Origin of the sequence: Enterococcus sp. AZ095b (assembly GCF_051714725.1) — a bacterium.
In the GTDB taxonomy this organism is placed as follows: Bacteria; Bacillota; Bacilli; order Lactobacillales; family Enterococcaceae; genus Enterococcus_B; species Enterococcus_B pernyi.
Genome location: NZ_JBIOSL010000001.1, coordinates 2708220 through 2727709, shown reverse-complemented (window position 1 = coordinate 2727709; position 19490 = coordinate 2708220). Strand labels below are relative to the sequence as shown.

The window sequence follows — 19490 nt, the reverse complement described above, 5'->3', positions numbered from 1 at the left end:
CACATGCGTTTAGATAAATTTTTAGCTGACATCGGTCTTGGCAGCCGCAAAGAAGTCAAAGGGCTGATCAAAAAAGGCTTGATCACCGTCAATGGAAACTGTATTAAAAGTGATAAATATCAAGTGAAAGAAACCGAAGACACGGTGATGTATCTAGATGAATCCTTACATTATCAAAAAGATTTTTATTATATCTTGAATAAACCAGCTGGCGTAGTTTCAGCAACTCAAGATAATCATGATCAAACCGTCATCGACTTACTTTCTGATGAAGATTTTCGGGAAGATCTATTTCCAGTCGGTCGGTTAGATAAAGATACAGAAGGATTGTTGATCCTGACCAATGATGGACAGTTTTCACATCAATTACTCTCTCCTAAAAAACACGTAGAAAAAGAATACTTGGCAGAGGTCAAAGGTGTGATGACGAAAGCAGATGTGTCAGCATTTGCAGAAGGATTACTCATTGATGGAGATGAACAGACACTGCCTGCAAAACTGTTCATTGACTCAGTCGATGAAGAAACAATCACTTCTCGTATCCGCTTGATCTTACATGAAGGGAAATTCCATCAAGTCAAACGGATGGTAAAAGCCGTTGGCAAAGAAGTCACTTACTTGAAACGGATACGTATGGGGAATTTTCTTCTGCCAGAAGATTTAGCTTTAGGAGAGTATCGCCAAATGACACCAGATGAATTGGCACAAGTAAGAAGTAAATAGAGCCTGAAAACACAGCTTATAGGATTGGGGTATACTACTCAATCCTGTAAGTTTTTTTGTTTATTTATTGAAATCATGATAGATGGCAACCTAAAACAGCTATTTTTCGTTTTTCTGTCTCACACCTCAGATCAAAATGATTCTTTTACAATCTTCTCTATAATTTGTTTCATTTTCCCTATGATTTGTTCATTTATTATATCTTTTGAAAGCGCTATAATGACAGTGCGAATGAGGTGAAAGGAGTTTTTATATGAGAAAAAGGAAGGGGTTAAAAGGTTTTTTTGGGAATTTATGGCGCTATAAGGCGCTTGTTTTAATGGCGATCCCTGGGATGATCTGGATGATTTTTTTCTTTTACATCCCGGTATTAGCGAATGTCGTTGCGTTTAAAAATTTCCATATTTCTGCGGATGGCTTTCTTGCCAGTTTAAGAGAGAGTCCATGGGTTGGATTGGAGAATTTCAAGTTTTTATTTTCTTCTGATCAAGCGTTTCTGATTACCAAAAATACGATTTTATATAATGTGACATTTATTTTACTGAATCTTTTGATATCTGTCGTGTTTGCAATCATTATGAGTGAATTGCGAAATAAACGATTGGTAAAAGTATACCAGACCATGTCATTGCTTCCCTATTTCCTTTCTTGGGTCATCATTAGTTACTTTGTCTATGCGTTTTTAAGTCCAGATAAAGGGATCTTCAATCAATGGTTGGCAGCAAGTGGGAGAGAAACAATCAATTGGTATAATGATCCTAAATATTGGCCATTTATTCTAGTCTTTATTGGAACATGGAAAGGGATCGGCTATAACAGTATCATTTATTTTGCCTCAGTTATGGGAATCGATCCGACGTATTACGAGGCAGCGATGGTGGATGGCGCAAGCAAGTGGCAACAAATCAAACATGTGACGATTCCACAATTGGTCCCTCTGATGACGATCTTGACGATATTAGCAGTTGGAAATATTTTCCGAGCGGACTTTGGTTTGTTCTATAATATCCCAAGAAATTCCGGAGCGCTTTATGAAGTGACACAAGTTTTAGATACTTATATCTATAATGGGCTGACATCCACTGGCGACTTTGGTATGACGGCCGCAGCTGGGCTGTATCAATCAGTCGTCGGCTTTGTTTTATTAATGATCACCAATACGATTGCTCGTCGTTTTGACAGCGAATCGGCATTGTTCTAAGGAGGAGAAAAATGAATAAAAAGAAAGTTCAACGAGTAGAGATCCGCTCGTTTAGTCAAACCACCAACTTTTTCTCCAATATTTTGATTGCACTTTTTGCTTTTTCTTGTGTGTTACCATTTATTTTTGTAATTGCGATCTCTTTTACAGATGAATCCATTTTGTCCACACAAGGGTATAGTTTCTGGCCTAAAACATTTAGTACATTTGGGTATACTTTTTTGTTTGACCAGATGCAAAACAAAATTTTTCAGGCTCTTTTCGTCACTGTTCTTGTGACAGTAGTAGGAACGTTGATCAATAGTACAGCAACTTCTTTATATGCTTATGCTATTTCTCGATCCAACTTTCCATTTCGTCGTTTCTTTACAGTCTTTTGTTTGATCACGATGTTGTTCTCACCAGGGATGGTTGCGAACTACTTAGTGATGACGAATTTATTACAACTGAAAGATACGATTTGGGCATTGATTTTACCGATGGCAGTCAGTCCGTTCAATATTATCGTGATGCGAACATTCTTTAAACGTTCGGTGTCTGATTCGATCATTGAATCTGCTAGGATAGATGGGGCGAGTGAACTTCGGATTTTTGTACAAATCGTCTTACCTTTAGCGATTCCAGGAATTGCGACAATCAGTTTATTTGCAGCTTTAGGTTATTGGAATGACTGGTTCAATGCGTTACTGTATATTCAAAACGATAATCTCGTTCCATTGCAATATTTATTGATGAAGATTCAAAGCAATATCCAATATCTTACTCAAAATGCTGGAGCAGGTAGTCAGTTAGCCGGCGGTCTTGCTTCTGTTCCTGGAGAGTCTGCTCGTATGGCAATCGTTGTTATCTCAACATTACCGATTGCGATCAGCTATCCATTTTTCCAAAAACATTTTGTTAAAGGGTTAACGATTGGCGGCGTCAAAGAATAAAGCACTAAAATAGGAGGAAAAAGATATGAAGTTATGGAAAAAATTAGCTTTTACAGGATTCTCAGCACTAACAGCAATCAGTTTAGCAGCTTGTGGGGGCGGTTCAGGTGACAAGGACGATGCAGCGGCCAGTGATACGACGACATTACAAATGTACCAGATCGGTGACAAACCAGATAACCTTGATCAGCTGATGGAAGTCGCAAATAAACGTATTGAAGAAAAAATTGGTGTAAAAGTCAATATCAACTATATTGGTTGGGGCGACTATGAGAAGAAAATGAACGTCATCATCTCATCCGGTGAAAATTACGATATCGCTTTTGCCAACAATTACGTATCAAATGCACAAAAAGGCGCGTTTGCAGACTTGACTGAATTAGCGCCTAAATATGGAAAAGAAGCGTATGATTCTTTGGATGAAGCATATATCAAAGGCAATCTGGTCAACGGGAAATTATATGCCTTCCCTGTAAACGCCAATGTCTTTGCACAACAAGTGTTGACTTTCAATAAGCCATTATTAGATAAATACAATTTATCGATTGATGGTATTGAAACGTATGCAGATGCAGAAAAAGTTTTACAAGAATTCCATAAAAAAGAACCGAATACAGCGGCTTTTGCCATTGGGCAAGGATTTAAAGTACAAGGGGATTTCGATTATCCATTAGGAAATACTTTGCCATTTGCGGTTGATTTGAATGGCGACAAAACAAAGATCATTAATCAATATGACAACGAAAATTACATCGAACTGTTACGGACGATGCATAGTTGGTATGATCAAGGATTGATCCCTAGTGATGCAGCGACTAGTAACAAAGATTATCCGTTAGAAGGTAATACATGGTTGATGCGTGGAGAAACACAAGGACCATACGATTACGGCGATACGATTTTAACAAATGCTGCAAATCAAGAATTAGTATCGAAACCAATTACTGTTCCTTTGAAATCAACAGGACAAGCGCAAATGGCAAATTTTGTTGTCTCTAATACATCAAAAAACAAAGAGAAATCAGTAGAGTTCTTAGCGTTATTGAATAGCGATCCTGAATTGCTTAACGGCTTGGTTTGGGGAATCGAAGGAGAGGCATGGGAAAAAGTTGGCGATGACAAAGTAAAATTATTAGACGGCTATCAGCCAAAAACACACATGTCTGCTTGGAATACCGGTAATAATAAAATTCTTTACACACAAGATACGATTACCGATGAAATGATTGCTAAAAGAGATCAATCGATTGCAGAAGCTGAAACTTCTCCAATCTTAGGCTTCAGTTTTAATACAGACAGCGTAAAAACTGAATTGAGTAATATCTCAAATGTCATGAATCAATACCTTGATGGATTGAACACTGGAACTGTCGATCCAGATGAAACCTTACCAAAACTAATGGATGCCTTAGATAAAGCTGGATACGACAAAGTACTGACAGAAATGCAAAAACAATATGATACATTCCGACAAGAGAACAATTAATCAATACTGAAGTTATGATGGAAGTATCTAGCTCCGAGAAATAAGGCGGAATCCACGGAAATTGCTCTTGCATTTTTGTGGATTCCGCCTTATTTACGAAGAAGCTACTTCTGGACTATCGGTTATCTAGCTGATAACCGAAGTATTGCTCCTCGAAGACCATTTATTTGGTTTTAAAGGTTCCAATATGCTCAATGTTACAGTATGTTTTTGTATAATAGGATAAGATCAAGAATAAAGGGGGGAAGTCCTGTGTTAGGTAGAGCATTGGAAACAGTATTCATACGCGTATGGGTCATCATGAAATTGACATTGTATTTTTGGGGCTTAGCTGTGTGTGGCGGCGTCGTTTTAGGAATCGGGCCAGCTTGGAAAGTTGTCAATGAACAGTTTTATCTCCATGGTTTCGAATATAAAGACATCACGATCAGCGAAAGTTGGCAGATGTTCAAACAGTCCTTCGTGCGAGGAAATCAATTGTTTGGTCTTTTTTCGGCTTGTCTTTTTTTGCTTAGTTATAACTTGTATTTATCTGTACAGATTCAAGGGATTCTTTTCTTAGTGGTTGATTTTATTATACTGTTCAGCATGTTGTACGCCTATGCGACGTATCAATATAGTATGATTTTAGATAGTGGCTATCAAATGACTTTAAGAAATCTGCTGAAGTTGAGCTTGATTTCCAGTTTCGCAAGTTTTTCAACTTTCTTAAAAATCATCCTTGGCAGTGGTCTGATTCTTTGGGTGACGTGGAATTATAAAGGGTTGATTTTATTTGGTTTGATTGGGTTACTTACAGTTTGGAACGGAACGATCACCAAACAATGGCGGGAAAATCTGGACTTGCAGTTGGAAACATATGAATAGGTTAGATTTTATCTTTTCAAAAGGAACGTTGTTAAACCGTTTATTGCGTAAATATGCGATCATGATGATTGCTTTGACGATGATTGCAACGATCATCATCAGTGTGCATACATTCATCCAAAGACAAATTCAAGCACAACAAGTAGTGAATGACGCAGTTCAAAGTACGTTGCGAACGCTTAGTGATAAAACAACGTTAAGTAAAGTGATCAAAGATCAATTTGTAGGGGATTCAGATAAAATCGAGAATACCACCACTTATTTAACTAAACCGATCGATCAATATTTGATGTATGCGTACGACCGACAACGACAATCTGCTGATTTTCTTTCATTCCCTAACGTAGTTCGTGATATGTATGTCAATTATGAAGAGGTAAGTAGTGTGTACCTTGTGTTCAACCAATTACCAGAATATTTTGAGTCCACTAGAGAGAACAAAGGCGGGATAGTCAAGAAGGGAACGCCACAATTAAAACAGGCTTTTTATATCAAAATGACGATTACACAAGGTGGCGCAGAAATTGGCAGTATGTTTGTAGGGTTTGATAAAGATGAACTTGATGCAGCGCTGACGAATTTAAATACGTTTAATGGATTATCTCTTTACATGATTTCCGGAACGAGTAATCGGTTGTATACATTTCATGATCGAGCACTGGGCAAAGAACGAATCTTTAAGCAGGAAAAGTTGATCAATCAGACCCTACAAGCGGATTCTACATTACCAGTGGAGAAATTAGAAAAATCGAATTTTATCCAATCGCAAGAGGTGTCCGACGATTATCGTATTTTAGCCACATTAGATAAGCGTACGGTTCGCCAAGTAACAGAAAAAAGCTTAGCACCGTTAATTATTGGCGTCATTTTATTGGATGGTTTATTGCTTTTATATTTATACAAGACGTTCAAACGTTATTCTCAACAAATCGATCGTGTCATGGAAGCCATGGATGAAGTGGCTAGAGGGAATTTAGATACTCGTGTGGATACTAGTATCACTGAATACGAGCTAAAAGACCTATCAGTCGGAATCAATGAGATGCTAGGCAGTATCAATCAATATGTGGAAGATATCTACAAATTAGAAATCAAACAACAAGATGCGCACATGCGCGCATTACAAGCACAAATCAATCCGCATTTTCTATACAATACATTGGAATATATTCGAATGTATGCCATCAGTGAAGGTAGTGAAGAACTAGCAGATGTTGTCTATGCTTTCTCTGCATTATTACGTAATAACACCAACCAGGAAAAGACGATTCATTTAAAAGAAGAATTGGATTTTTGTGAGAAGTATGTGTACCTCTATCAAATGCGTTATCCTAGCCGTATCGCCTATCATTTCACGATTGAATCATCATTGGAAGAGATTGAAGTACCGAAATTTATCATCCAACCATTAGTAGAAAATTATTTTAAACATGGCGTTGATTTTACTCGTTTTGATAACGCATTGAGTGTAAAAGTATTTGAAGAAAATGGACTTGTTCATCTTTTGATTCGTGATAATGGCAAAGGAATCACGGAAGAGCGATTAGCTGAAATCAGCGCACAGTTGGCGCAAAACAAAGTAGAACTCAGTGGATCGATCGGCTTACAAAATGTCAATGAACGGTTGCGTGCTAGTTTTGGACCGAGTTATCAGATGATCCTAGCTAGAAATGCAACTGGTGGATTAACGATCCATATTACTTTTAAAATAAAAAGGGGAGCTGCTGATGACTTATAATGTACTACTAGTTGATGATGAATATATGATCTTAGCTGGCTTACAAAAAATCATCAATTGGCAAAATTTAGGATTTAACGTTGTTGCTACTGCAGAAAATGCTATGCAGGGACTATCGATTTTAGAGACGCAGCCAATTGATCTAGTTGTCACAGACGTAACGATGCCTGAGATGAATGGATTAGAATTTATTGAAGCTGCTCAAAAAGAACATTTTTTTGAATTTATGATCTTATCGGGCTATCAAGAATTTGATTATCTAAAAAGCGGGATGCAGTTAGGCGCCGTTAATTATTTGATGAAACCAGTCAATAAAGCAGAACTGATTACTAGTCTTGAAACCGTCAAGAAACGCTTGGATCATCGAAGACAACAAAAAAATCAACAAGAAGTGTACCAAGAAATTCTATTTAGCCAATGGTTGAATGATGAATTGGATGAACCTAGTGAAGAAGAACTTTTAGAAAAACTAGGCAAGCGTCAGCGACGTGTCTTACTTGCACAAGTACCTAGGCAGGCTGAAACGACAATCAGTCAGTGGCTGACAAAAAGAAAAGAACCTTTTTATTACCAACGGAATTATGGAGAACTTGTTTTATTTGTTTTGTTGCTTCAGGAGGAGGCAGTAGAATTGTTTAGCCATTTTGTTGAACAGTCGCTGATGTGTGAGAATTGGCTGATCAGTATTGGGGATGAATCTTGTGATCCGGAAATGATACCGCAAAGCTTCCAGCATGCTAAAGATAATTTACAACTACATCAATTCTATGGGGATCAAAATCAACGTATTTTCTATGCCGAACAAGCAGAAATTAAACAATCAATTGATTTTGTATCATTTAGTCGTGTGTTGAAAAGTGGTCAATTAGCGTTCGCACAACAAATGATCTCTGACTTTTTCGAGCAATTCCAACAGGCGGTCATGTCGCCTGAAGATATCCGTCATTTCAGTTTTTTATTATTTATGGATATCTATCGTGAGCTGATCCGTTTAGAAGATGATGAATACTTAACAGGCATCCAAATAATCAATCAAGCAAAATCTGTCCAAGAGTTGCATCAACTCCTACTATCTTTATTGGAAAATCAGCATAATCAAAAATATAGTCAAAATGTCGAAAAAGTTCTTCAAATCTTACATGAGAAATATAAAGAACCTTTAACCTTGAAAGAAGTCGCAGAACATTTGCATCTGAATGTCATGTATCTAGGACAACTGTTTAAAAAAGAAACTAAAAAAAGCTTCTCTGCGTACTTGAATCACTTAAGAATGGAACAAGCAAAATGGTTGCTGATCCATAGTAATCAAAATATCAATGAGATCTCTAATGAAATCGGCTATAATAATACGACCTATTTTTCAAAATTATTCAAAAAAATCGTTGGACAGTCGCCTTCAGAATACCGAGAAAATCAAAGTCAAACAGCAGGAAGTTTCATCTGAAAAAAACAGAGATCGTGAGATTTGACATCTCATTATCTCTGTTTTTATATGATTGAATAAGTGAAAACAATCATATAAAAAAACAAAAAATATAAAATATTTGATGGTTTCTATGTTAAAATGGACCATGTAGATTGTTTATGATGGTAGCTACTCAGGGGGTGATGCTTATGAGCATTTTCCTACTTCAACGAAGGGAGTAGCCTTTTGTCTGTTGCGGAAGCACTGGCATTGATGATCCAGTTCGGATCGTTGATGCTTGCGCTTGTTGGCATGATGCTGACAATAAGCAAAAAAGATAAAAAATAAACCCGTCATAAACTTTTAGCAGAAGTTGACGGGTTTATTTTAGCTCAAAACATGCTACCACAAAACGGCTACATTGGAGCGATGTTAGCGCATCGCTTCTTTTCTTTAGTATAGCATCTCAACGAGTCATCTGTAAACAACGAGTCATGAGTGAAATCAATCATTCAATAAAGTCCTAATGGAGTCGCACATTCTCTAAAATTAGTGCTGAAGACGATGGCAAATGGAATTAACTAAAGAGTAAGCTTCCTTAACCACGCTTCTTTTCTAGCTGAACCACTGATATTATTCTTGGCGACTTAAAGAATAAGGCAAACTATCCTCTGAATAAGTTTTAGTATGAGGAACAATGCCTAAATGGTAGTTGATCGTGCCACCGTTTAGTAAATCTTTATGAGTAAAATATAGCTTTTCATAAGTGTAGCCATCTCGACTTACATGGTGAATAAACTGTTGTTGGGGCTGGTTAGGCGTAGCATGGATAGTCAATTGATTGCCGTTTGAAAGTGTTAAGATCACTTGATCAAACAGTGGGATACCAATGACATACTCACCGGTTCCAGGTGTAACTGGGTAAAAACCTAAACTGTTAAAGATATACCAAGCGGCCATACTGCCATTATCCTCGTCGCCAGGATAGCCAGTAGGTGATGCATCGAAAAGTTGCGTAAGCAACTGTTTGATCAAAGGTTGTGCCATTTCGGGTTTCCCAAGGTAATGGAAAAGATAAGGGTAGTGAAAACTTGGTTGATTAGAGATGGCTAATTGTCCAAATTCAGTTGCTGCCATCTCACTCATTTCATGGATTTCAAACCCATAACCACCGACTTCAAACTTAGGCGGTTGATTACATAATTCAACTAATTTGTTCTCAAAAGCTTGTTTTCCACCATGCGCTTCGATCAGACCTGCAAAGTCATGGAAAACAGCAAAACTGCTTTGCCATGCACTTCCTTCTGCGTAATCTGTGCCCCAAGAGATAGAGGAGAAATCAGGACGGAATTTTCCTGAGCAGTCTTTTGAACGCATAAAACCAGTTTCTGTATCAAAAACATTGCGATAGTTCATGGATTGTTGCTGATAGTGATGAGTTGTTTCAACATCAGCTAGTGTTTGAGCAACTTGACTGATACAAAAATCACTGTAGGCATAATCAAGTGTGTGATTGATCGATTCATGGTAATGGTTTGGCACGTAGCCATACTTTAAATAATCGATTGTCCCTTGGCGACCATAATTTTGTTGATCACTTTGAACTGTCGCTCCTTTTTTCATGGCTTCTAAAAATTCCGGCATATTCTGACTGCCGATACCTTTGATGGCAGCATCAGCGATCACTGCATCGATCAATGTTCCAGGCATGAGACCTCGTTCATCTGGAGAAAGCCATTTAGGTAAGAAGCCATTTTCTCGATAACTGTTTAAAAAACCTTCCAACATCTCTTCATATTTTTCGACCGCAATCAATGAAAAGAGTGGGTAAACCGTTTTGTACGTATCCCAAAACCCATTATTTGTATAAAGAATCCCATTTTTTACTGTACAACTAGTGGTATCATAATGGATTTTTTTTCCTTCTGGATCAATTTCGTAAAAAGTTTGTGGGAATAGGAATGTCCGATATAAATTGTGATAGAACGTTTGCATTTGTTTTTGATCATGATGGTTGATTTTGATTCGATCAAAGTAGTTTTGCCATTGCTCCTGACTGTCTAAAAGATAGTCTTTTTCTTGTTTTTCTTGCTCTTGTTTCAAATTGTGGTGAGCTTGTTCATTACTAATGAATGACGTCCCTAGCCGAATCGTCTGTTGCTTGATATGACCAAAATAAAGAGCTACGGTGTCTGCTTGTTCGCTAGAATACTCGAGTTCACTAGTTGTCAGAGGCTGTTCGAAGCCCAAAACAAAATAAAAAGTGAAATTCGGATCTTCTGCGCCCGCAAAATGAGTGACTTGGCCTTCTAGTGTGTAGGCATCTTTTGCAGTAAGACGGAAACGGCCAGGAAACGCTAGTAATAAACCGCTATCATTTTGTTGGTAAGTGATGGAAAGGATGCCACCATACATACTAGGGATCAATGTCGATTGAATACCGTAACGCAATTGGTCAATGGAAAGGTGGGTGGGACAAAAAGTACATTCTTCTGGGCGATACGAACTTTGGGCATGGAACACCGTGGGTTCTTGTAATACTCCACTGAACGGAGTCATCAAAAAGTGGCTGAAATCCCCCATCCAAGGACTAGGTTGATGAGTCAAACGATAACCTTGGAAAATCCGGTCATCGGGGTGAAACCACCAACTACCTCTTTGTTCATTTGTCTGTGGGGCAAAATAGTTCATACCAAAAGGAACGCCTGTATAAGGCAGGCAATTCCCATTAGAAAAGTTGGCTTGATTCGCAGTGCCATGACGTGTATCAATTTGTTGAATGTCCATGTGTATACTCCTTTGTCGATAGTCGTTGGATCAAAGTAACAGGATGTTTGATGTCAGCCGGTTTTTCTTTTGTTTGTAACCACTGGATCATCGCTTTGCCCGCCAATTCGCCTAATTGGAGAAAATCTTGGGCAATCGTTGTTAAAGGCGGATCAACCAAAGCAGCAGCTTGGATATCATCGAACCCGATGACGGAAAAATCATTGGGAATGGTGTAACCCAATTGTTTTAACGTAGTCATTGCTTGAATTGCAACTAAGTCATTCTCACAAACAAATGCTGTAACGTTATGTGTATGAATATAGTTAGCTAATTCATTAGTGGTCGCCATTGGATCATTTAATGCAGTATGGAACGATAACTCTGCTTTATTCAGTGCTTCAAGATAACCGAGATAGCGTTGTCTCACGGATTGTGGATGGGATAAATCACCAAAAAGATAAGCGATTTTTTTGTGACCTTGTTCAATCAATTGATTGGTTGCTAAAGAACCACCTTGAAAGTTATCCGATAAGACAGTTGGAAAAGGTAACTCATATATTTTTTTATCTAGCATGAGTACTGGAAAGTCTTTTAAGGAAAGCTCAAAAAGCAAGTCAAGATGTTGATCTATTTCAAAAGCATAATAAATCAAGCCATCAAATTCTTGCATCAAATCATTGGCTGTCTTTGTTTCTAAAAAATCTAAAGTCGTCATCATGACCTCGAATTGATGTTCTTGCATGATTGGATTCAAGCCCTGAGTAAAGTCACCCACGGATAAATCAGACAAGTAAGGCAAAAGAAATAAGATTCTTTTATGAGTAGAGAGACTACGTGAAGGAACACCTTTTTTGGGAGCTTTAACAAAACTTCCTTTTCCGCGTACACGATAAATCAATCCTAGTTGTTCTAATTCTGTCAATGCCCGTTTGGACGTGATCCGACTAACATTGTATTGTTGGGATAGTTCTTTTTCAGTGGGAACTTGACTGTCGACAGGTAAAGTTCCATCATGTATTGCTTTTTCTAGCGCTAAAAATATTGTTTTATATAATGGTTGCTCCATAATTACACCTCTTAATGATATATCATAATTAAATCATAGCATAATACTTGAAAAAGTAAATAGAAAAAAGTTCATTGAAAGCGTAGACATTTATAGTACGAGCAGGTATAATTCATAATGACATATCAAATAAAAGGGAGTTTATATAATATGGCTTATAAGAATATACCTAATTCAGTGAAGCAATTTATGGATGACATCATACAAAAATGTGGAGAAGAGCATGCAGATTGGGCTAAGAATTTTTCTTCGGCTTTTGCGAATACGTTGTTGACCACAGTCAAACGGCAAGAGGATGGGACAACTTTTCTACTCACAGGAGATATCCCTGCAATGTGGTTACGTGATTCCACCGCGCAGGTTCGTCCTTATTTAGTAATTGCGAAAGAGGATGAAGATTTAGCTGACATGATCAGTGGGTTAGTCAAAAAGCAATTTTACTATATCACGATCGATCCATATGCAAATGCGTTCAATGAACAAGCAAATGGCGCAGGGCATCAAACCGATCACACTCAAATGAACGATTGGATCTGGGAAAGAAAATATGAAATCGATTCTTTATGCTACCCTGTTCAACTAGCTTATTTACTTTACAAGAATACCGGACGTACAGATCAATTTGACCACTCATTTATTGAGGGGATTCAAAAAATCTTAGAAGTTTTTCAAGTAGAACAAGACCATCGACAATCGCCTTACACCTTTACAAGAGACACCACAAGAAAAGAAGATACGTTAGTCAACGAGGGACGTGGATCGGCGATTGCGCCCACGGGTATGTCTTGGTCAGGATTTCGTCCGAGCGATGATGCCTGTCAATATGGCTATCTTGTCCCATCCAATATGTTTGCTGTAGTTATTCTAGGATATGTGGAAGAGATTTTCACCTCAATTCTTGAAGACCAAGAAATCGTTACAAAAGCAAACGACTTAAAAACAGCCATCCAAGAGGGGATTGCCACCTATGGAAAAATCGAAAATCAACAAGGTGAAACGATTTATGCGTATGAAGTAGACGGCTTAGGGAATGCCTCATTAATGGACGATAGCAATGTGCCTAATTTGATTTCAGCACCTTATTTGGGTTATTGCTCCAGTACAGATGAACACTATATAAATACGCGAAACACTTTGTTAAGTAAAGAGAACCCTTACTTTTATGAAGGGAAGTATGCAAAAGGAATTGGTTCTTCGCATACGCCCGAGAATTATATTTGGCCAATCGCCCTAGCGATGGAAGGAATGACGACAGAAGACAAACAAGAAAAAGAACGAATCCTTGATTTACTAGTAGCGACCGATGCAGGGACACACTTGATGCATGAAGGTTTTGATGTGAACAATCCGCAAAAATACACAAGAGAATGGTTTTCTTGGGCAAACATGATGTTTTGTGAATTAGTCATGGATTACTTTGATATCCGAGTGGAAAAATAAGGAGGAGAATAGATATGAAGAAAAAAGTGTATATCATTTCTCATAGCCATTGGGATCGTGAGTGGTACATGGCATATGAGCAACATCACATGCGATTAGTGGAGTTAATGGATGATTTGTTGGAGCTGTTTGAAACCGATCCAGACTTCAACAGCTTTCATTTAGATGGACAGACCATTATTTTAGATGACTATCTACAAGTACGTCCTGAAAAAAGAGAAGCAATCCAACAAGCCATCGATGTAGGAAAATTACGGATTGGACCATTTTATATTTTACAGGATGATTTTTTAATTAGCTCAGAGTCAAATGTTCGGAATACGTTGATCGGTATGGAAGAAAGTCGCAAATGGGGAACGCCGGTCATGCTAGGTTATTTCCCTGATACTTTTGGCAATATGGGACAAACGCCACAAATGATGAAGCAAGTAGGACTAGAAGCTGCTGCGTTTGGTCGTGGGGTGAAACCGATAGGCTTTGATAATCAAGTACTAGAAGCTGAGAACTATTCGTCACAATATTCTGAGATGTGGTGGAAAGGCCCTGATCAAACGGAGATCTTTGGGTTATTGTTTGCCAACTGGTACAGTAACGGGAATGAGATTCCAGCTGAGAAAGAAGCTGCGATTCGTTTTTGGGATCAGAAGTTAGCAGATGCCGAGCAATATGCGTCAACCAACCATTTATTGATGATGAATGGAGTGGATCATCAACCTGTACAAAAAGATATATCAAAGGCAATTCGATTAGCCAATGAATTGTATCCTGACTATGAATTCATTCATTCCAATTTTACTGATTATCTAGAAACGGTACAACAGGATCTTCCTCAGGATCTTGGCTCAGTTGAAGGAGAATTGACGAGTCAAGAAACCGATGGCTGGTATACGTTAGCCAATACAGCTTCTGCGAGAGTTTACCTCAAACAGTGGAACACAAAAGTACAACGTCAACTTGAAAATGTCACAGAACCTTTAGCAACGATGGCATATGAAGTGACAGGAAGGTATCCGCACGATCAATTAGATTACGCTTGGAAAACACTGATGCAAAATCATCCTCATGATAGCATTTGCGGATGCTCAGTTGACTCCGTTCATCGAGAAATGATTCCGCGTTTTGAAAAAGCCAATGAAGTGGGGAGATTTTTAGCACAAGAAGCATTGGATCAACTGGCAACAGCTATTGATACCAGTGGATTTTCGAAGCAAAGCTATCCTTTTGTTATTTTCAATACAGCAGGAATGCCCAAAACAGGGTCAGCCGTAATCACTTTAGAGTTGGAACGAAAACGATTTGCAGAAGGTATTCCAGAGGAGCTATATCAAGAATTGGCGGAACAACCTAAGAAATACTACCATGTTGAAACGTCTGAAAAAAAACAGATCCCAGCTTTGGTTTCTGAAGAAGTTGTATCATTTGGCTATGATTTACCGAAAGATCGCTTTAGAGTGCCATATATGGCAAGATATGTCACGATTGAGCTACCAATTGATGAAATGCCTGCATTTTCATGGGAAACATTCGCTTTAGTTGAAGGAGCAACGGATGAAAAACAAGAGTCGATGATTACTCAAGCAGGACGCTGTATTGAAAATCAATTCGTGCATGTATCCATTGAGCAAAATGGGACATTGACCTTATTGGATAAAACGAGCGGGCAAGAATTTGAAGAGTTATTGACATTTGAAGACGTCGGTGACATCGGTAACGAATATATCTTCAAGCAACCAGAGAATGAACAAGCGATTCTTTCAAAAGACCAACCGAGAAGTACTGTTGAGATCATCAAGGATACATCTAAAATCGCTCAAATCAAACTAACTCAAACCATTGACATCCCTATTTCTGCAGATGATCGGTTAGAAAAAGAGCAACAAATGGTACGAGAGTTCCGCTTTAGGCAAGCCCAACGCTCAAAAGAAACAAAGCCACTGACAATCACAACACTGATTACGTTGCGTGCAGAGAGCAAAAAGATCGATTTTACAACAACCATCGACAATCAGATGAAAGATCATCGCTTACGTGTCTTATTCCCAACGAAGTTACATGTGGAACAACACGAAGCAGATAGTATTTTTGAAGTTGTAGCTCGTCCAAACCAAGTCTCTGCAAGTTGGGAGAACCCGACCAATCCCCAGCATCAACATGCCTTTGTCCAATTAGGCGATGCAACCCAAGGGATAACGATTGGTAATTTTGGTTTGAATGAATATGAAATCTTGGATGGAAAAACCATTGCGGTGACATTACTGCGTTGCGTCGGTGAGATGGGCGACTGGGGTTATTTCCCAACACCGGAAGCACAGTGTTTAGGTGTTCACCAATTCGATTACAGTTTAGAGGTCCATACAGGAGAAGATAAATTCGCCACCTACAAGCATGCTTATGCAGCTCAAATTCCATTTTCGACAAAGCAATTGTCCAATCAAGTAGGCAAACTATCACCGAAAAACCAATATTTATCAATTGAAGGGGAAACGTTTGCAATTACTGCTTTGAAACGAAGCAAACTTAATGATAAACTAGTAGCGAGAGGATTCAATATGTCTAGTCATTTAGAATCGTTGCATTTGACGAAAAATGGCAAAAAAGGCAAACGGTTGAATCTCCTTGAAGAAGAATGTCAAGAGACGATTGACGAAATGCTCCAGCCTTATGAGATTCGGACAGTCGGCTTTGAGGAGGAATAATTGATGTATGGTGGAATAGAAGCAGGTGGAACAAAATTTATTTGTGCAGTATCAGATCAGGGAGAAATCATTGAAAAAATCAGTGTACCGACAACTTTACCGGAGGAAACATTGGCGTTAGTGTTTGATTTCTTTGATCGCTTTGAATTAGAAGCAATTGGAATCGGTTCCTTTGGTCCAATCGGTATTGATCCAACGAATGATCGCTATGGCTATGTCTTAGCTACGCCTAAACAAGGATGGCGAGATTTTGATTTCTTAGGAAGCATCAAACAACGATACGACGTTCCTTTGGCATGGACAACCGACGTCAATGCTGCGGCATATGGTGAATTGTTAAAAGGGGCGGCGCAAGGGAAAAACAGTTGCATCTACTTGACTGTCGGCACAGGTATTGGTGGCGGTGTTGTGTTGAATAGCGATATTCTTTCTGGAAGTGCGCATCCGGAAATGGGGCACATCATGGTCAAACGTCATCCAGAAGACGACTACGAAGGAACTTGTCCTTTCCATAAAGACTGTTTAGAAGGATTAGCGGCTGGACCATCGATCGAAGCACGTACAGGAATCAAGGGACAAAATTTACCTGAGGATCATCCTGTCTGGGATATCCAAGCATATTATCTTGCACAAGCATTAGTCAATTATACATTGACATTAGCGCCAGAAAAAATCATTTTAGGTGGTGGTGTCATGAATCAAGCACACTTACTACAAAAAGTGAGAGAACAATTTATGACATTGATGGCTGGTTACATGGAAACGCCGCCAGTAGAGGAGTATATTGTTCAATGGGGCATGCCAAATGAAAGTGGGATCATCGGCAGTTTATTATTGGCGGAAAAGGCACATCGAGAAGGAAATGAATTTGCATAAATCTAAGAAGAAAATAGCGACTTTTAATTTTTAGATGGAAACTTGAATAAAAATAGGTATAGAGAACGACTGTCATTATTGGTAGCCGTTCTTTTTTATTCTATATATTACGTACTAAAGTTGTATTGACAAAAGAATGTATTTTTTATTACGATGTTGTTACAAATTAGAGCGGAGGGGTAGATTATGGGGCAATCCACAATTACCTTTAGAATTCCAGATGATGAAAACAAACTAGTAGCAGAATATGCTAAAGTACATAACTCATCATTAAAGGAACTTTACAGGACGTCAGTACTTGATAAAATCGAAGATGAGATTGATTTAAAATTATTAAAAGATGCAATGGCACTTTCTAAAAAGAAAAAAGAGAAGGGAATTTCTCAGTCTGGCATGGAGAAGTTCTTAGCTGAAGTATAAAGTTATCTATATGCCTCAAGCGCAGAAACAGTTAAGAAAGATGGATCGAAATCAGGCAAGAATAATCGTTGCTTGGATTAGAAAAAATTTGGAAGGAACCAGCACCCCTCGACAACACGGTAAAGGATTGACTGGAAATCAAGGTGGTGAGTGGCGGTACCGCATTGGGAATTATCGCATACTAACAAATATAATTGACTCTGAAATTATAATTAAACTATTTTCTATTGGTCATAGAAGCATTATGTACAAGAAATAATTGTTGCAAATGAGACTGGTTTGGAGCAACATGAATCCGAACTTAATTGATTGGAAAAACAACTTGTGTCAATAATTGGTTTTCCGGTGTATCAAGCGGATTACTTAGATAGTAATCATAATAAACGCCTGTACTTTCCAAATGATTTTCTTGGAGATAAACCAGCATTGCCTCGTATGTTGCCTCAAGTGTGGCGTAAGAACCTTGATGTGTGGCGATAACGGCTTTTCCACCATACGTTTGACTCATATACACCTCATCACTTGCAGAAATAGCTGTATTGATAGGAATCCCTAACTCAATGTCAAAGATGGTAAAGTCTTCGTTGCTATTCAGATAAGCGCAGTAGGGGGCGCCAATCAGTTGGGCACCTTGTTCAGCAACAGCGTTCATCAATTTTTCATAGCCAGTATCTATTGCAACGGTCATGTTCTCCATAGTAACAGCAGTCGCTTTGGTTGCTACAGCAATTTGTGACGAAAGGTTAGTTATTTCAATATTCATATGAATGATCTCCTTGATATTTTTTATATACATACTAATGTAAGTCTAGCATGTATGCGCTTACTTTCAATTCATATTTTTGATAGAAACAGAAAAAAACTGAGAATTGGGCTCGTATTAAGTTCCCAATTCTCAGTTTTTTGTTTATGACTATTTTCAAGTGTTTACCATAGTCCCGGCAATGCTTGTGCAATGATTTTTTCTTGTGTAAATGGATGGGGCATATGGAGTTCTAACGCATGGAGCATCAAACGTTTCGCTGACTTCGTTTGATAGAGCGGGTCACCAACAATGGGGTGGCCTTGATTTGCTAAATGTACACGGATTTGGTGGGTTCGTCCTGTATCCAAGACACAATAGACCTTTGTTTTATCTGCCGAAAATTCGGCGACTTGGACATGTGTGATGGCTGGTTGCCCATTTCTTGGATCAACCACTCGTTTGCGACGATCATGACGATCTCTGCCGATTTTGTCTGTAATTGTTACATCTTGAGAAAGTTTACCCCAAACAACGGCTTGATAACGGCGGTAGATTTTTTTCTGTTCCAACATTCTACCTAAAATAGGTAAAATAAAAGGATTTTTAGCAAATAGAACAGCTCCACTCGTTTCCTTGTCTAATCGATGAACGACATATGGACGTTGCTTTTTTTGATTTAAGTAAGCAGCCAGATGATTCAATAACGTATTCGTTTCTGTTGGTTCATTCGGATGCGTTTTGATACCGACTGGTTTGTTGACGATGATCAAGTGCTCATCCTCATACAACACGCTGACTTTTGTTGCTTCCCCCAATTGGATCTCTTGGTAACTATAGTCAGTTTCCTCAAAGTGCAAAGTGATTTGATCTCCAGCTTTTGCTTCGTGATGGAATAAAACAGGTTCGCGATTCAATAAGACGTTTTTACGTATACGTAAAAAATGTCGGACTTTTCTTGGTACAAGCCACTCATTTTCTAATAATTCTCGAATCGTCATGGTTGGATGAGATTCAGGTAACGTGATTGTGATGTCCACATGCTCACACCTTTCATTGAAATTCAGATTCATTGTAACATTTTTAACAGATATTTAAGAAAAAAATGGAAAAATTCCTTCACTTCATA

At 38.4% G+C, this 19490-nt stretch carries 17 protein-coding genes; 13 read left to right on the top strand and 4 right to left on the bottom strand.

Annotation, left to right across the window (positions count from 1 at the left end; genetic code table 11):
* The first annotated feature begins 3 nt into the window (after window positions 1-3).
* The 8 genes from IGJ99_RS13020 to IGJ99_RS12985 all read left to right on the top strand — a co-directional run bounded on the left by IGJ99_RS13020 (window position 4) and on the right by IGJ99_RS12985 (window position 8700).
* Window positions 4-723, top strand: a complete 720-nt coding sequence (locus IGJ99_RS13020; protein ID WP_023520477.1) for a pseudouridine synthase — start codon at window positions 4-6, stop codon at window positions 721-723.
* 253 nt (window positions 724-976) lie between these two features.
* On the top strand, window positions 977-1924 hold the full coding sequence (locus IGJ99_RS13015) for an ABC transporter permease (RefSeq protein ID WP_010734151.1): 948 nt from the start codon (window positions 977-979) through the stop codon (window positions 1922-1924).
* 11 nt (window positions 1925-1935) lie between these two features.
* Window positions 1936-2856, top strand: coding sequence for a carbohydrate ABC transporter permease (locus IGJ99_RS13010; protein ID WP_023520476.1), 921 nt, complete (start codon window positions 1936-1938; stop codon window positions 2854-2856).
* A gap of 25 nt (window positions 2857-2881) precedes the next feature.
* Window positions 2882-4342 carry an ABC transporter substrate-binding protein gene (locus IGJ99_RS13005; protein ID WP_010734153.1) on the top strand — a complete coding sequence of 487 codons (1461 nt, stop codon included), beginning with the start codon at window positions 2882-2884 and terminating at the stop codon, window positions 4340-4342.
* Window positions 4343-4594: 252 nt separating this feature from the next.
* Complete coding sequence (locus tag IGJ99_RS13000; protein ID WP_023520474.1) at window positions 4595-5209, top strand: YesL family protein; 615 nt, start codon at window positions 4595-4597, stop codon at window positions 5207-5209.
* Window positions 5202-6947: a sensor histidine kinase gene (locus IGJ99_RS12995; protein ID WP_023520473.1), complete on the top strand. Its 1746-nt coding sequence runs from the start codon at window positions 5202-5204 to the stop codon at window positions 6945-6947. The genes IGJ99_RS13000 and IGJ99_RS12995 overlap by 8 nt, the downstream gene beginning before the upstream one ends.
* Complete coding sequence (locus tag IGJ99_RS12990; RefSeq protein ID WP_409173640.1) at window positions 6937-8391, top strand: response regulator; 1455 nt, start codon at window positions 6937-6939, stop codon at window positions 8389-8391. Before IGJ99_RS12995 ends, IGJ99_RS12990 begins: the two co-directional genes overlap by 11 nt.
* 207 nt (window positions 8392-8598) lie before the next feature.
* A complete protein-coding gene (locus IGJ99_RS12985; RefSeq protein ID WP_409173639.1) occupies window positions 8599-8700 on the top strand; it encodes a putative holin-like toxin in 102 nt (33 codons plus the stop codon).
* Window positions 8701-8985: 285 nt separating this feature from the next.
* On the opposite strand, the gene IGJ99_RS12980 is transcribed toward IGJ99_RS12985, so the two are convergent.
* Together IGJ99_RS12980 and IGJ99_RS12975 are read right to left on the bottom strand one after the other, a co-directional pair.
* Complete coding sequence (locus tag IGJ99_RS12980; protein ID WP_409173638.1) at window positions 8986-11139, bottom strand: GH92 family glycosyl hydrolase; 2154 nt, start codon at window positions 11137-11139, stop codon at window positions 8986-8988.
* Window positions 11120-12187, bottom strand: a complete 1068-nt coding sequence (locus tag IGJ99_RS12975) for a GntR family transcriptional regulator (protein WP_010734158.1) — start codon at window positions 12185-12187, stop codon at window positions 11120-11122. Before IGJ99_RS12975 ends, IGJ99_RS12980 begins: the two co-directional genes overlap by 20 nt.
* Before the next feature lie 150 nt (window positions 12188-12337).
* Here IGJ99_RS12975 and IGJ99_RS12970 point away from each other — a divergent pair, with 150 nt between their 5' ends.
* The 5 genes from IGJ99_RS12970 (at window position 12338) to IGJ99_RS12950 (ending at window position 17878) form a co-directional block, all read left to right on the top strand.
* Window positions 12338-13627, top strand: a complete 1290-nt coding sequence (locus IGJ99_RS12970; protein ID WP_438770878.1) for a glycoside hydrolase family 125 protein — start codon at window positions 12338-12340, stop codon at window positions 13625-13627.
* 14 nt (window positions 13628-13641) lie between these two features.
* Window positions 13642-16323 (top strand): alpha-mannosidase, encoded by a 2682-nt coding sequence (locus tag IGJ99_RS12965; RefSeq protein ID WP_438770877.1) that lies wholly within the window; start codon window positions 13642-13644, stop codon window positions 16321-16323.
* A 3-nt stretch (window positions 16324-16326) separates the two neighbouring features.
* On the top strand, window positions 16327-17199 hold the full coding sequence (locus IGJ99_RS12960; RefSeq protein ID WP_023520469.1) for an ROK family protein: 873 nt from the start codon (window positions 16327-16329) through the stop codon (window positions 17197-17199).
* A gap of 186 nt (window positions 17200-17385) precedes the next feature.
* Window positions 17386-17619, top strand: coding sequence for a type II toxin-antitoxin system RelB family antitoxin (gene relB, locus IGJ99_RS12955; protein ID WP_010734162.1), 234 nt, complete (start codon window positions 17386-17388; stop codon window positions 17617-17619).
* Entirely contained in the window at window positions 17609-17878 is a 270-nt protein-coding gene (locus tag IGJ99_RS12950) for a type II toxin-antitoxin system RelE family toxin (protein WP_438770926.1), read from the top strand. Before relB ends, IGJ99_RS12950 begins: the two co-directional genes overlap by 11 nt.
* 42 nt (window positions 17879-17920) lie before the next feature.
* Here the strand turns inward: IGJ99_RS12950 and IGJ99_RS12945 are convergent, their stop codons facing one another.
* Both IGJ99_RS12945 and IGJ99_RS12940 read right to left on the bottom strand, forming a co-directional pair.
* Window positions 17921-18382, bottom strand: a complete 462-nt coding sequence (locus IGJ99_RS12945) for a GyrI-like domain-containing protein (RefSeq protein WP_023520468.1) — start codon at window positions 18380-18382, stop codon at window positions 17921-17923.
* A gap of 164 nt (window positions 18383-18546) precedes the next feature.
* Entirely contained in the window at window positions 18547-19401 is an 855-nt protein-coding gene (locus IGJ99_RS12940; RefSeq protein WP_023520467.1) for an RluA family pseudouridine synthase, read from the bottom strand.
* Window positions 19402-19490 lie beyond the last annotated feature (89 nt).